14 protein-coding genes are annotated in these 12,780 nt (G+C 60.7%); 10 read left to right on the top strand and 4 right to left on the bottom strand.

Translation table 11 applies throughout. The features are described 5' to 3' along the window. Positions 1-5: 5 nt before the first annotated feature. On the top strand, positions 6-1,208 hold the full coding sequence (locus AC061P_RS13605; RefSeq protein ID WP_449647778.1) for an MATE family efflux transporter: 1,203 nt from the start codon (positions 6-8) through the stop codon (positions 1,206-1,208). Here AC061P_RS13605 and AC061P_RS13600 read toward each other — a convergent pair. Continuing rightward, a complete protein-coding gene (locus AC061P_RS13600) occupies positions 1,205-3,034 on the bottom strand; it encodes a right-handed parallel beta-helix repeat-containing protein (protein WP_480391466.1) in 1,830 nt (609 codons plus the stop codon). The genes AC061P_RS13605 and AC061P_RS13600 overlap by 4 nt on opposite strands. A 182-nt stretch (positions 3,035-3,216) precedes the next feature. Here AC061P_RS13600 and AC061P_RS13595 point away from each other — a divergent pair, with 182 nt between their 5' ends. From AC061P_RS13595 to AC061P_RS13570, 6 genes are all read left to right on the top strand, one after another. Beyond that, on the top strand, positions 3,217-4,656 hold the full coding sequence (locus AC061P_RS13595; RefSeq protein ID WP_480391465.1) for a Wzz/FepE/Etk N-terminal domain-containing protein: 1,440 nt from the start codon (positions 3,217-3,219) through the stop codon (positions 4,654-4,656). Continuing rightward, positions 4,656-5,987 carry an O-antigen ligase family protein gene (locus AC061P_RS13590; RefSeq protein ID WP_480391464.1) on the top strand — a complete coding sequence of 444 codons (1,332 nt, stop codon included), beginning with the start codon at positions 4,656-4,658 and terminating at the stop codon, positions 5,985-5,987. The genes AC061P_RS13595 and AC061P_RS13590 overlap by 1 nt, the downstream gene beginning before the upstream one ends. Positions 5,988-5,993: 6 nt before the next feature. Next, the gene (locus AC061P_RS13585; protein WP_480391463.1) at positions 5,994-6,470 is read left to right on the top strand and encodes an FAD synthase family protein; all 477 of its coding nucleotides are present in this window, start codon (positions 5,994-5,996) and stop codon (positions 6,468-6,470) included. 111 nt (positions 6,471-6,581) lie between these two features. Next, the gene (locus AC061P_RS13580; RefSeq protein ID WP_480391462.1) at positions 6,582-7,226 is read left to right on the top strand and encodes a peroxiredoxin-like family protein; all 645 of its coding nucleotides are present in this window, start codon (positions 6,582-6,584) and stop codon (positions 7,224-7,226) included. An 89-nt stretch (positions 7,227-7,315) separates the two neighbouring features. Next, the gene (locus tag AC061P_RS13575) at positions 7,316-7,504 is read left to right on the top strand and encodes a hypothetical protein (RefSeq protein WP_480391461.1); all 189 of its coding nucleotides are present in this window, start codon (positions 7,316-7,318) and stop codon (positions 7,502-7,504) included. Positions 7,505-7,511: 7 nt separating this feature from the next. Further along, positions 7,512-8,276 carry an SGNH/GDSL hydrolase family protein gene (locus AC061P_RS13570; RefSeq protein ID WP_480391460.1) on the top strand — a complete coding sequence of 255 codons (765 nt, stop codon included), beginning with the start codon at positions 7,512-7,514 and terminating at the stop codon, positions 8,274-8,276. A gap of 16 nt (positions 8,277-8,292) precedes the next feature. Here the strand turns inward: AC061P_RS13570 and AC061P_RS13565 are convergent, their stop codons facing one another. Together AC061P_RS13565 and AC061P_RS13560 are read right to left on the bottom strand one after the other, a co-directional pair. Beyond that, the gene (locus AC061P_RS13565) at positions 8,293-8,910 is read right to left on the bottom strand and encodes a bifunctional 4-hydroxy-2-oxoglutarate aldolase/2-dehydro-3-deoxy-phosphogluconate aldolase (protein WP_480391459.1); all 618 of its coding nucleotides are present in this window, start codon (positions 8,908-8,910) and stop codon (positions 8,293-8,295) included. Positions 8,911-8,945: 35 nt separating this feature from the next. Beyond that, on the bottom strand, positions 8,946-9,854 hold the full coding sequence (locus AC061P_RS13560; RefSeq protein ID WP_480391458.1) for a sugar kinase: 909 nt from the start codon (positions 9,852-9,854) through the stop codon (positions 8,946-8,948). Positions 9,855-9,943: 89 nt separating this feature from the next. Here AC061P_RS13560 and AC061P_RS13555 point away from each other — a divergent pair, with 89 nt between their 5' ends. Beyond that, a complete protein-coding gene (locus AC061P_RS13555; protein WP_480391457.1) occupies positions 9,944-10,711 on the top strand; it encodes an IclR family transcriptional regulator in 768 nt (255 codons plus the stop codon). A 38-nt stretch (positions 10,712-10,749) separates the two neighbouring features. Continuing rightward, positions 10,750-10,956 (top strand): hypothetical protein, encoded by a 207-nt coding sequence (locus AC061P_RS13550; protein WP_480391456.1) that lies wholly within the window; start codon positions 10,750-10,752, stop codon positions 10,954-10,956. Here AC061P_RS13550 and mgrA read toward each other — a convergent pair. Continuing rightward, on the bottom strand, positions 10,953-11,981 hold the full coding sequence (mgrA, locus tag AC061P_RS13545; protein ID WP_480391455.1) for an L-glyceraldehyde 3-phosphate reductase: 1,029 nt from the start codon (positions 11,979-11,981) through the stop codon (positions 10,953-10,955). The genes AC061P_RS13550 and mgrA overlap by 4 nt on opposite strands. A 63-nt stretch (positions 11,982-12,044) precedes the next feature. Between mgrA and AC061P_RS13540 the strand changes: the two genes are divergently transcribed. Further along, a complete protein-coding gene (locus AC061P_RS13540; protein WP_480391454.1) occupies positions 12,045-12,752 on the top strand; it encodes a TVP38/TMEM64 family protein in 708 nt (235 codons plus the stop codon). Positions 12,753-12,780: the final 28 nt, after the last annotated feature.

The raw sequence follows: 12,780 nt of genomic DNA, 5'->3' as shown, positions 1-12,780 counted from the left end.
GCAGTGTGACTGGCAAACGCACCGCCCTGGGGGCAATCGGATCGCAGGGCATGCAAGCCCTGTCAAGTTTCACGATCCAGGTCATCGTTGCGCGTACTCTCGGCTTCGATGGTCTCGGGGCGTTTGCGATTGCCTACGGCGTGATGGTGCTCGTGGCCGGAGTCGCGAGTGGAATGGTCGGCGACTCTCTGGTGGTTGTGGAGCGTCGCGAACGCAGCATCCGCTCCGCTCTCGAACAGTATGCGGTCGGCATTGCGATACTGGCGGCTCTGGCTTCGTCAGCAGTCGCGTGGGCCTCTGGACTTCTGGATGCTCGAACCGCACTGGTATTTGGAGCGGCCGTCGCGCTCTTCGCTCTCGAAGAAATCATGCGCCGACTTCTCATGGCCGGCTTCGGCTTCTGGCGGGTGATGCTGATCGACTTCGCATCGTTCGCGGTCGCTCTCGCCGTGATTGGCGTCGCCGCCCTGACGGGGCCACTCAGCCTGTTCATCTTTCTCGGAGCTATTGCGATCGGCCAGTTCGCCGCCATCGCCTGTGGTGTCATCCTTCTGCCGACCGAGGAACGCTTCGTCGTTGGCTTCACTCGTGGGGGCATCGCCGCCGTATTCCGCTACGGCATCTGGCGCTCGGGGCAACAGTTTTTGCGCCCGGCCATGCTCACTGCTGTGCGCACGCTCATCACCCTGCTCGCCAGTCTGGCAGCGACAGGACTTCTCGAGGCCGGCCGCGTCTACGTAGCACCAGCGACTCTCGCCGTGAGCGGGCTCAGCTCGTACCTCTTCATCTCATTCGCGAACGATAAAAAGAAACCGCTCGGAGAAAAACTACGCCGGGCCGATCGCTCTGTTCTTGCTCTCGTCGGATTCACGGTGTTGGTCGGAGCAGTCTTGGTTGCCGCGCTGCCCTGGATAGGTGCAGTGCTCTTCGGGACAGCACCCGATCTATTGGCCGTGGTTGGTTGGATTGCCTACACGGCATCTATTGCTGCGGTAACTCCCTACGGCGCTCTTGCCGCCGTCGGTGGGCGGCAAGCCGCAGTGTTCGCGGTGCGCGCGATCGACACGATCGTTGCGATTGGATTCGTGTGGATTGTTCTTGCCGCTGGCGTCGGAGTGCAGTGGGTTCCCGCGGCGCTCGCTGTGGCATCCATTCTGGGCGGGCTTGCCATCAGGTGGTTGATCTTGGTGCCGTTGGTTCGCCGCTAATCCAACGCAGCAGCTACAGCAGGGAACGCGGCAAAGGTTGTGGCGACCCAGGAGGGGATCTCTGGTTGCGATGTGGGCGTACCGTCGTCACGGTCGACTTCTTCGGTTCCGCGAAACTCGACACCGCTGTTCTCTTGGCCCGTGCTGCGCGTGACATCGTCGAGTGAACTGAGCAGAGTCACATCACCGGGTGCCATTGGCCACGCAATGATCGTTTGAGGATCCCCGTCATTGTTGCGGGCAAACAGATTATTTTCGACCGTGATGCCGAAGTCGTCGGCGCTTCGAGTGCGTGAGTAGTCTTCGATCCAGATCAGGGCGCGATCCCCGCCCCCAAGCAGAGTGTTCCCGACGATTGTCACGTCAGTTCCCAGCCACGTCATCTCGGGATCATCCATATAGCGTTCATCGTGGCCGGGAACGCTCTCGTCACTCTTCACGCGGTGGTCTTGAAGCACCGCGATTGCATTCGTATTACCGACGACCAGATTGTTTCTGATTTCAACACTGCTCGTGTCGTTGATCTTCAGGCCGAGAATGCCATTGTCGGCGATGTAGTTGTCGGCGATCACAGCTCTCGCTGACAGCTCAAGGAACGCACCGTGACCGCGGTTGCCGACGAGTTTGCTCCCCGTGACTGCAATGTCACGGCAGGATTGATCGAACCAGAGACCGGTCGCGTTATTGTTCGAGAATTCAGAATTGCTGACAACCACCGTGCGTGTGCGAGTGAGCTTCATCCCTCCCGCTACTGGCGCCCGGTTGAACCACTCGGTGTTGTTGTCGGATGCGTTGAGGCCATTCACGACAAGGCCGTCGGCGTAGTTGGCTGCCACCCCGAGCATCCCATTTCTGGTTGACGTCACAGCGTTCAATGTCACCTGTGCCGCGGTGATAAAGATCCCCGTAGTTGCGGACTCCGAGACCACAACATTCTCGAGCGTCACGTTGGGGCGTTCGATCGTCACGGCTCCGTAGTCGGGGACCGAAGGAGAATAGCGACGGATGCCGATGCCTCGGATTACGGTTCCCTCAGCGCGAATGCTGACGGCGCGCTGCAGTTGGCTCGCATGCACTACGTGACCGGTGGGATCAGCACCAACGAAAAGCATCCCGCCATCCTCGTCATGAAAAAAGGAGGTCGACGATAGCTCGTCGAGGGTGCCGACCTGCGTGAGCGGTTTGTCATCCCACCACATTTGGTCAGGATGGGCGGCGAGTGGGTGCTTCTCGGTGACAAAGTTCCAGTGCTGTTCAGTATTGTCTTCGGCCCCGCGGGTATAGGTGGGGCTTGAGTCGAAGACGACATTCCACGGGGTCGACCAGTGTGCGCCATCCAGCATCCAGCCTTCGGTCACTTGGCTCCCGTCTAACCAGACGGCTTCTTCGGGGTAGGACTGCACGGTGAGTGGTGTGCCATCAGGGATAGTGACGGTCTCGTTGTACTGGCCTTCACGTAAAACAATTGTCGAGCCAGCGGCGGCTCGCGAGATCGCCGCCTTAATTGTGCGTAGCGGAGATTCTAGGCTGCCGTCACCGTCGTTGTCGCCGGTGGGAGACACATAGAGTGCATCGGCCGGAGGGCTATACGAAGTGGTGCCGATGGCGGCAGCTCCAGCGTCTGTTGCGTTCGACCCAGCATCTGGGTGCGCGCCAACTCCTGCAACGAACGGGATCGGCGGCAGGGGACTCTCGCCCTGCGGAGCAAACTGTGTTGCCGCAAGCGAACCCGCGATGATCGCGGTGGTGACCCCAACGAGGATGGTCGCAGTAATGACGCGACGGCGCTGCGAAGACCGCGTGGTGGTCTCTTTCGCAGTGGGCACGGGTACTCCTCACAGTTCGCTGGGCATTGCGGCGCTTTGGCGCTCGCCGTGCTGCGGAACCTAAATCTATCCTCCCAGAATCGTGCGATACCTACTAGGGTAAGGAAAACCCTGATGTGCTTGGTCGGTTCTCTACCCTGACGCCGACTAGTTGTTTCCCCTCCCGACTGGTGGTTCAACTCGTGGAAGATTTGAGTTATCTCGAAATTTTCCGGCAGCGATGGCTGGCTATATTTATTGCTGTCGCGGTTGGAGTGGTTTCCGCTGCGCTCATAGCGTTCAGTATCCCGCCGACCTACACCTCTACAGCAACGCTCTTTCTTGTTGTCAACGACGAGAATGCGACTCTCGCAGAGCGTTCCCAGTTCTCCCTGGCACGCGTCAATTCCTATACGGATCTTGTGCGCAGTTCAGACGTATTGCGCCCGGTCATCAACGACCTCGAACTCGATATCAGCGTGCAAGAACTCTCGCGGATGGTGACAGCGACCAACCCGAACAGCACCGTCAACATCAACATCACGGCGCGCGCGAGTTCTGCGGAGGATGCTGCGACTATCGCCAACGCTGTCGCCGATAGTCTTTCACGGCTCGTCGCGAAGGTCGAAAATTTTGGTACGTTCTCGGTCTCACTTGATCGACTGATTCCTGCTCTCGCTCCGCTCTCGCCGAGCGCACCACAGAAGACGGTGATCCTGGGGCTCGGGCTCCTTTCGGGGCTGGCCGGTGGTGCGATCATTGCGTTGCTCCTCGCACGCTTCGATCGTCGCATTCGCTCTGTCGGCGATGTGCGCCGCACGACAGGGCTCGCAGTACTCGGCGCGATTCCACGCAATCGGCGAAAGACCGATGTGGGCCATGAACAAACGCGCCTCGCGGAAGCTGCGGCTGAAACGATCGCCAGAATTACTCAGGCGAATGGTGGAGGAACTCCGCGCATGCTGCTTCTCGTTCCTTCCGGGAAAAAAGCAGACGCTCCCCACGTGCGACTGGCGCTCACTGGCGCCCTAGCAGCGACAGGGCGTCAAACCCTTCTTGTGGAATCCGAGCCGACGACAGACGAATCAAGCCCGCTCGTCGAGTTCGCGGGCGAGCCAGGGCTCGCTGAATTGCTGAGCGAAACGGCAACCGTTACCGACGTCATCCGCATCATCGAATCAGCGGGAAGTTTTGTTGTTCCCGCCGGCAACACTTTGCCGACAGAAGTTCACGCCGAAGCAACGATTCGTGCGGTAGCGACCCAACTTTTTGCGGATGCCGATGTTGTCATTACCCAGATTGCGCCAGCCGCAAGTCCGGTGGGTATTTCGCTCGTGGCGCCCTACGCCGATGTGGCCGTCATCATCGCTCGCTATGACCACACAACCGAGGGCGAATTGACCCAGGCGGTGAGCCAATTGCGCATCACCGGGGTGCGTCCCATAGGTGTGGTGCTCGTGGATGTGCCGCACACTCACCGTCTTGATCTGATGGCGACATGGACCCCAGAAGATTTTGCGGCAAAACCAGCGAAGGCACTCATCACGCCGCGGCGCCGAACGTCGAAGGCTGCGGCCACGAAAGCTGAACCGCCGAAGACTGCACCGATCGCACCCACAACGACAGAGCCGCCGGCGGACTGATGTCTTCCCGGGAAGCTCAGGGCAGCAGCGTCATCTCACGCTCCATCATCGGAACGTGGTTTCTCGTTGTCTTGAGTGTGGTCTCTTGGCGTCCGGATGCACTCTTCGATGGAGGGCTCGACGTTGTTGTTGTGGCGAAAGCACTCCTTGCTCTCACCGCCCTCGGCTGCGCCGCCCTGATCTACCGGCGTTCGCCAAACCGTGCACGCGTGGGAGTACGATCAACGATTCTGCTGGTGATTGTTGTGGGACTCTCCTGTCTGGGGGCTCTGGCAAGCGGCGATGTCATGCCGTCGCTCGTGCTGGCCGTGCGCATCCTGTTACTCGGGGCTACAGTCTTTGCGCTGGCCAGTTGTGGGGCACCGATGGACGTGCTCACGGCACTGCTAATTGCCATGGGCATCCTGACTCTGATCGGGGCAGTAACAGGTATTCCGGGTTTTCTTGCTGAGGGCAGACTCGCTACCGGCATCCCCGCAATGAGGCCAAACGAGCTCGCGGGTCTTGCTGCCCCTCCACTGTTGGGCCTTGCGGTCACTATTGCCCGCTCAGGGTTGACCACACGCCGGGCAACGCTGCTCGTGACCTTTTCGTCGATTCTGTTGGCCACGGGCTCCCGAACCACTCTTATCGTCGTGGTGATTGCGATGGTTGTCGGAATTCTTTTGGCATGGCCCGTGCCCCATTCCACCGGGATCGCACTCATCTTGCTTGCACCCGTTTCTTATGCCGTTGTCGCGTTCACCAATATCGTCTCCGAGGTTGCGATCCGCGGTCAAGATGTCGAACAGTTGGCAACCCTGAGTTCTCGAACGATTGCTTGGGATGCGGTTTTCAGCATCCCAATCGACACCTGGCATAAATGGATTGGCGCCGGGTTGGCGGTGAAAACTGTGGAAGTGGACCAACGCTGGTGGGACGTTCAGGTTCTCGATAGCAGTTGGATTTCGATCCTGTCTCAGGCAGGCATTGTTGGCCTGATCGCCGTGAGCGTGTGGGTGCTTCTCACTGTCAGAGACAGCCTGTTGTCTCATGATTTGCGAGTGCTCACCTTCCCATTGTTGGTGCTTTTGCTGTTGCGCAGCGCCCTCGAAAACGGGTTGATCGAATCCAGCGTGATCTTCACTCTTTTCTTTCTCACTTCGCTCGTGCTGGAACGCGGATACCGGTTTCCGTTTGAGCACGCGAGGCCACCGCGCAATGCGCTTGTTCGAGCGCCGCTTTCGCACTCATCTTCCACGGCGGCGCCCGCTGCGCCTTCGCCTCCCACCGAGGCACCTTTCGCTGGCGACGGCGAAATCGCACCGCCCACCCTGACCCCGACACGGTGAAAACTCATGACACAACGAATTGGATATGCCGCAGGCGCCTACGATCTCTTCCACGTTGGGCACCTCAACATTCTCAGACGAGCCAAAGAACAGTGCGACTACCTCATCGCCGGAGTTGTCTCTGACGAGATGCTCGAATTGACCAAGAACCTTCGCCCCACGATTCCGTTTGCCGAGCGATTAGAAATTGTTCAGAGCATCCGCTTTGTGGATGAGGCGGTGGCCGAGACTGTTCCTGACAAGTTGGAAACGTGGCGCAAAGTCGGCTTCACCACGTTCTTCAAGGGTGATGATTGGCGCGGCACCGAGAAGGGGGAACGCCTCGAACGCGAATTCGCTGCTGTCGGTGTAGAAGTTGTCTACTTTCCGTACACGACCAACACTTCGAGCACGCTGCTGCGGCATGCGCTTGAGATCATCTCGGGGATGTCGGCAAGCGCGGGGGTGTCGGCGAACGCGAGCGGGCACACCCCAGACGCTTAGCAGCCCGGAATAGTGTGGCTCGGTCAGTGGTTCGCCCCAGTGACGACGCGGCAGAGAAACTCCCTGCACGGCATGATGTTTGCCCGCGTCCCGCGACGATTCAGGAGTGACATGACTCTTACCCAGCAGCTCAAAGAACGTGCCGATAGCAGCGCAGCAACAAAGTCTGCCGAAGACAGCGCGACCCTCACCAATTCGGTGACCGAAGTCGAGAAGGCTGGCATCGTCAACAACGCGCTCAAGGTCGGCGACACCGCCCCTGACTTCGAACTGCCGGATGCCGAAGGCACTACGGTGCGCCTCAGCAAACTGCTCGAAAAGGGCCCGGTTGCTATCGCGTTCTACCGCGGATCTTGGTGCCCCTACTGCAACCTCGAGCTGAAGGCGCTGCAGGAAATGTTGCCCGAGTTCCGCGCTGCCGGGGCAACCCTGGTCGCGATCTCGCCGCAAACCCCCGAGGAATCACTCTCCACCGAAGAGAAGCACAACCTCGAATTTCCGGTGTTGTCCGACGGCGAGCTTGAAGCGATCAACGGCTTCGGACTCCTTCACCCCGTGGATGACCGCACCAAGGTTTACTACGAAAAGGCCGGCTTCGACCTCGTGAAGTCCAACGGTGCGACCGGATGGCAGCTGCCGCTTCCCGCCACCTACGTGATCAAGCAGGATGGCACCATCACGTTCGCGTTTGTGAACGCTGACTACAAGTTGCGCGCCGAGCCCGCGGATGTTGTTGAGGCGCTGAAGGCTCGTTAAGCTCCCGGCCACGCGCTGATTCTTGGCGCGTGGCTGGAGCGATGCTGCCACGTGCCTGCCGCCCTCCGGCTCAGGCGTAGGCTGGCGGGATGATTGAAACTCAAACACTTCTGGACGGCAGTTGGGCTTGGTTTTCTCTCGCCATTGTCACGGCCGGTCTCGCTGAAATGAAGCACCGTCGGCGCTGGGTCTGGTTTGTTCTCGCCCTCATTCTCGGGCCAATCGCGACTTCGCTCGTTGTGATCTGGCGCCGCCCCGATTCCCCCTTCGGAAGGTAGACACCGCATGACTCACCAGTTCTCCAGCTATGTCGCCATCGGGGACAGCTTTACCGAGGGTGTCGGAGATGAACTGCCGGATGGTCGAATTCGAGGTTGGGCAGATCAGGTTGCCCTTGGGCTTGCGCTCGCATCGCCTGAGCCGGTTACCTATGCGAACCTCGCCATCCGTGGACGGCTCCTCGCGCCCATCGCGGGAGGCCAGTTGCAGGCTGCGGTTGCCCTCCGACCTCAGCTGATGAGCCTCAATGGTGGCGGAAACGACATTATGCGCCCCAAGGTTTCGCTGGAATCGATCACCGACCAGCTGCTGGCCGCAGTGGACACGGCGACGGCCAGCGGCATCCATGTTCTGCTGCTGAGTGGTGGCAACCCGAGTAAACATTTGCCGTTTGGTTCGGTGATGGCAACGCGTGGTGAGCGTTTGGCGCAGCAAGTCATGGCGCGGGCCTCGAAAGACAACGTGACGTTTGTGAACAATTGGGCCGACGAAGAACTCACCAAGCTGCAGTACTGGTCGGTCGACAAACTGCACCTCAACGCGCGCGGGCACGCTCGGGTTGCGAGCAACGTGTTGTCGGCGCTCGAGATTGCGGTGCCCGACTTTGGCGCTGATGAGGGGCCGGCGGATGACGCTCGCCCCCGCACCGCGGCCTACTGGCGTGAATACGTGCTCCCGTGGGTCGGCCGCCGTCTCACAGGTCGTTCCTCGGGCGACAACCGCGAGCCTAAGAGCGCGACCCTGCAGCCCGTGGAGATCGCGGGGCGCTAGGCAGTTTCGCAAGTCGTTAACTGCGCGCGGCGAGCAGCTCTGCGAGGCGCGGCAACTGGGTCTCGTCGGCGAGGGCCGAACCGACCGCAACAACCTTGGCGCCCGCGCTGAGGTATTCGCCGGCGTTGCCCGCATCCATTCCGCCAGTGGCGACGAAACGCATTGCGGGGAACGGTCCGCGCATGGCGCCGAACCAGCCGGTGCCCAAGAGGGATGCCGGAAAAGCCTTCACCCAGGTGAGGCCAGCGGTCTGTGCCGTCTGCACTTCGGTCGCGCTCGCAACGCCGGGAAGCGGCGGCATGCCCGCGTCGAACGAGGCGCGAACTACGTCGAGGTCGAAGCCCGGGCTGACGGTGAATGCTGCTCCGGCATCCGCTGCTTGACGCACGTGCTCGAGAGTGACAACGGTTCCCGCGCCGACGGACTTGCCGAGGTCTTTGCCTGCGGCGACGACGGCGCGCAGGGCTTCGACATCCTCAGCGGACTGGATCGGCACCTCAACCGAGTCGATGCCGAGCTCCCAGGCAGTGCGCGCGAGAGCAACACTGCGCTCGACACCGAAGCCGCGAAGGATTGCCATGAGCGGCTGACCCTCGAAGAGCTGGTCGAGCGATGCGTTCGAGATCTGAGCCATGGGAGTGAGCCTTTCAGCGGTGTGGGGGAGAAAACTTAGAGAGTCGGGAGATCGGTTGTGGACTGCAGAACGAGGGCAGCGCGGTCGTGACCAAGGCCCAAGCGCTGTTCCGGAGTGAGCCTGGTGAGGTAACCGCTGAGGTAGCCAGCAGCGAATGCGTCGCCGGCACCGACTGCCTCAACGACGTCAACCTTGTGGGCGGGCACGAAGACGGTGCCCTCGGCGCTGAACTCTGTTGCGCCGACGTCGCCATCCTTGATGACGAGAATGCCGGGGGCGTCGAGCAGTGCCCGCACTTCCTCCGGCGTGGTCGTGCCCCACAGCACTTCTGCCTCGTCGAGACCGACGAGCACGATGTCGGCGCGGCGGGCGAGAGCGAGAAGGGTGGGTGCAGCTTCCTCGATGGGCCAGAGGGCGGCACGGTAGTTGACGTCGAAGCTGACGACGGTGTCGCTCCGCTGCGCACGGTCGAGAACGGAGTCGATCAGCGCCGAGCAGCTTGTCGAGAGTGAAGGGGTGATTCCCGAAATGTGGGTGATGGCGGCCTGCTCGAAGGGAACATCCGAGAGATCGTCGGGCGTCATGGTCGAAGCGGCCGAACCGGCGCGGTGGTAGATGACACCGTTTCCGGGGTCTTTGAAATAGAAACCTGTTGGAGCATCCGTACTGAATTTCACGAGGCTCGTGTCGACACCGCGCTCGCGGAGTTGGCGCTCTACTCGGCGGCCAAAAGGATCGGAACCGAGGTGGCTTGCCCACGCAGCATGATGGCCGAGTGCGGAGAGGTGCACGGCCACATTTGATTCGGCGCCGCCGGTTTCGAGCCGAAACAGCTCGGCGGTTTCGAGGGGCTCGGCGACGGTGGGCGTGATGAGAACCATCGTCTCGCCGATCGCGATGACGTCAGGCTGTTTGTTGGGCTCCACGCCTCCACTATCGACCATATGCGCATTGTGTGCAACACTGTTGCAAATAGTGCAACACGCGCAATTGGTGATTCGGCCGACCTGCGCGGCAATCAGAAGGGCCCCGGATGTCGCAAAGCGTTCGCCGTGCAGCACGCATCATCGATTCGGTTGCCCTTCGCCCGGCAAGCGTCAGTGAGCTCGCGGAAGAGTTCGGGGTGCATCGCTCCACGATGTTCCGTGAGGTGCAATCCCTCGAAGAGGTCGGCTACCTGCGCAAGCGAAAGAGTGGCGAGTATGTGCTCGGCTTGCACCTTATTGCGCTCGCTCACCAGGCATCCGACAGTCTCGATCTTGCTGAAATTGCCCACGATCGACTGGTGAAGCTGCACCGTACTGTCGGCAACACTATCCATTTGGCTGCCGTGGTTGACCACAGCATTGTGTATGTCGACAAGGTCGAAGACACCAGCGGAGTGCGGATGTATTCGCGCATCGGTAGCCCGGTTCGCCCCTACTGCAGCGGTATCGGCAAAGTGATCCTGGCCGACATGCCTGCCGCCGAGCGGGATGCTGTCCTCGCTGGTGTGGTGTGGGAAAAGTTCACCGAAAAGACGGTGACCTCTCGTTCTGAGCTGGATGCCGAACTCTCCACCGTCGCCGCGCAAGGCTGGGCGGTCGACGACGGTGAATTCGAAGACTTCGTGAACTGCATCGCTGTGCCGATCCACGGCCCGGCCGGCGTCGTGGGTGCGCTATCGATCACGGCAATCCGCATGGCGGCTGACCTGAAGGCTCTCAAGGTTCAACTTCCGCTGCTGAACGCTGTCGCCCGCGAAATCTCGGGTGAACTCGGCGCGGCACTTGTTGTGCGGCAAAAGGGCCCCTCGAGTTGAGCGGATTTTTTCTCAGCTAGAGCCCGTAGGGTGAGGCCATGGCAAAGTTCACCCTGTACCTCCATCGCCTTGGTGCGTTTGCGGCGAATGTCGCGCAGACATTCCTGCAAACCTATGGCGGAGGCAACGGCGATCCCCAGGCTTTCGACGAGACTGCGGCGCGCAAGCGCGGCTCAGAGTCTGCTGCCGCCCCGGAGTCCGGGGACGGCACAGATGCCGGCTCGGGAGTGCACCGAAAAATCTAGGAAACCGCGCTCGATGCTGCCCACAGGTTGATTCCGGCATCCTTGGCGTGCTCGTCGATCGCGGCCAACTCGGCAGGCTCGAACTCGAGGTTCTGCACGGCGGCCAAGTTCTGCTCGAGCTGAGCGACGCTTGAGGCGCCGATGAGTGCCGAGGTAACCCGGTCGTTGCGCAGCGCCCACGAGATGGCGAGCTGGGCGAGCGACTGTCCGCGTCCGGCAGCGATGTCGTTGAGCGCTTTTACGCGACCGAGCGTTTCGTCGTTGATCATTCCTGACTTCAGCGAGCCACCTTTGGCTGCGCGAGAGTCTGCAGGAATTTCACCGAGGTAGCGATCCGTGAGCAGCCCTTGGGCCAGAGGAGAGAAGGCGATAACGCCCAAGCCGAGCTCGTCCACGGTGTCGAGAAGTCCGTCTTCGACCCAACGGTTGAACATGGAGTACGAGGGCTGGTGGATGACCAGAGGCGTTCCGAGGTCATTCATGATTCGAACGGCTTTGCGCGTGAGCTCCGGCGAATAGCTGGAGATGCCCGCATACAGTGCCCGCCCCGAGGTCACCGCCGTGTGCAGGGCGCCCATGGTTTCTTCGAGCGGAGTCTCGGGGTCGGCACGGTGCGAGTAGAAGATGTCGACGTAGTCGAGGCCAAGCCGATTGAGCGATTGGTCGAGGCTCGCGAGCAAGTACTTGCGCGACCCCATTACGCCGTAAGGGCCTGGCCACATGTCGTAACCGGCTTTGCTGGAGATAATCATCTCGTCGCGGTACGGGCGGAAGTCTTCGCGCAGAATCTGGCCGAAGTTCGACTCGGCAGAACCGGCGGGAGGGCCGTAGTTATTGGCGAGGTCGAAGTGCGTAACCCCAAGATCGAAAGCCCGGCGGATGATGGTGCGCTGTGTCGCGATCGGCTTGTCATCCCCAAAGTTCTGCCACAACCCCAGCGAAACAGCGGGCAGTTTCAGTCCACTGCGCCCAACTCGGCGGTAGGGCATTGGTTCGTAACGGGATTCATCAGCGACATAGACCATCTGGTTATGTTGCCATAGCTTTCCTGATTACTGAGCTGTGTCGCACGCCGTAGCATTGGTCTAATGACAAAGACCCGCACGTCAACGCTGTGGCGCGGCGGCGTGCTGATTTTTCTTCTCGTGGCAGCCGTCACGGTCGCGTTGACGGTGCAACTCCCATCGGTGGATGAAATCCACGAGTGGACCGGTGAAGCAGGAATCTTCGGAATAGCCCTCTTCGTTTCGGGCTATGCGCTTCTCACCCTGACTCCGGTGCCAAAAGGCATCCTCAGCATCGCGGGCGGGGTCGCTTGGGGGCTCTGGATCGGCGCACTTATTGTCTTGATCGGCGCCCTGTTGGGTGCGGCTCTCTCTTTCTGGTTGGGGCGCATCCTGGGTCGAGATGCGATCGAACAATATACGGGCGGTCGGGTGCACGCCCTCGATGAAATGTTGCAGCGCCGTGGCTTGGTGTCGGTAATCGTGCTTCGCCTCATCCCTATCCTGCCGTTCACGCTTATCAACTACGCTGCTGGGCTCACCGCGGTGCGGGTGCGGGACTACGCTCTGGGCACGGTCATCGGGATCATCCCAGGAACAGTCGCCTACGTCGCTGTCGGCGCCTACGGTGCCCAGTTTGACGACGGATTCTTTATTGCGATTGGTGCCCTCGTTGTACTCACCATCGGCGGGATTGTTGCCGCGTATCGAATGCGCACCGGCAAGCCAACTCCCGAGCATGAGACCGCTGGGGCCCCAACCGCTACGCAGGTCGCGCCAGAAAGCATCTGAACGTGATGGTAAACATTCATCACAATTC

The organism is Rhodoglobus sp. G.S.4, from assembly GCF_056619605.1.
Note: the sequence above shows the minus strand (reverse complement) of the source record. Positions and strands in the feature narration are given on the sequence as shown.

Coding starts and splice junctions, on each gene's coding strand:
- AC061P_RS13590 (WP_480391464.1), top strand. CDS start 4,656: ATGTCTTCCCGGGAAGCTCAGGGCAGCAGCGTCATCTCACGCTCCATC.
- AC061P_RS13585 (WP_480391463.1), top strand. CDS start 5,994: ATGACACAACGAATTGGATATGCCGCAGGCGCCTACGATCTCTTCCAC.
- AC061P_RS13580 (WP_480391462.1), top strand. CDS start 6,582: ATGACTCTTACCCAGCAGCTCAAAGAACGTGCCGATAGCAGCGCAGCA.
- AC061P_RS13575 (WP_480391461.1), top strand. CDS start 7,316: ATGATTGAAACTCAAACACTTCTGGACGGCAGTTGGGCTTGGTTTTCT.
- AC061P_RS13570 (WP_480391460.1), top strand. CDS start 7,512: ATGACTCACCAGTTCTCCAGCTATGTCGCCATCGGGGACAGCTTTACC.
- AC061P_RS13565 (WP_480391459.1), bottom strand. CDS start 8,910: ATGGCTCAGATCTCGAACGCATCGCTCGACCAGCTCTTCGAGGGTCAG.
- AC061P_RS13560 (WP_480391458.1), bottom strand. CDS start 9,854: ATGGTCGATAGTGGAGGCGTGGAGCCCAACAAACAGCCTGACGTCATC.
- AC061P_RS13555 (WP_480391457.1), top strand. CDS start 9,944: ATGTCGCAAAGCGTTCGCCGTGCAGCACGCATCATCGATTCGGTTGCC.
- AC061P_RS13550 (WP_480391456.1), top strand. CDS start 10,750: ATGGCAAAGTTCACCCTGTACCTCCATCGCCTTGGTGCGTTTGCGGCG.
- mgrA (WP_480391455.1), bottom strand. CDS start 11,981: ATGGTCTATGTCGCTGATGAATCCCGTTACGAACCAATGCCCTACCGC.
- AC061P_RS13540 (WP_480391454.1), top strand. CDS start 12,045: ATGACAAAGACCCGCACGTCAACGCTGTGGCGCGGCGGCGTGCTGATT.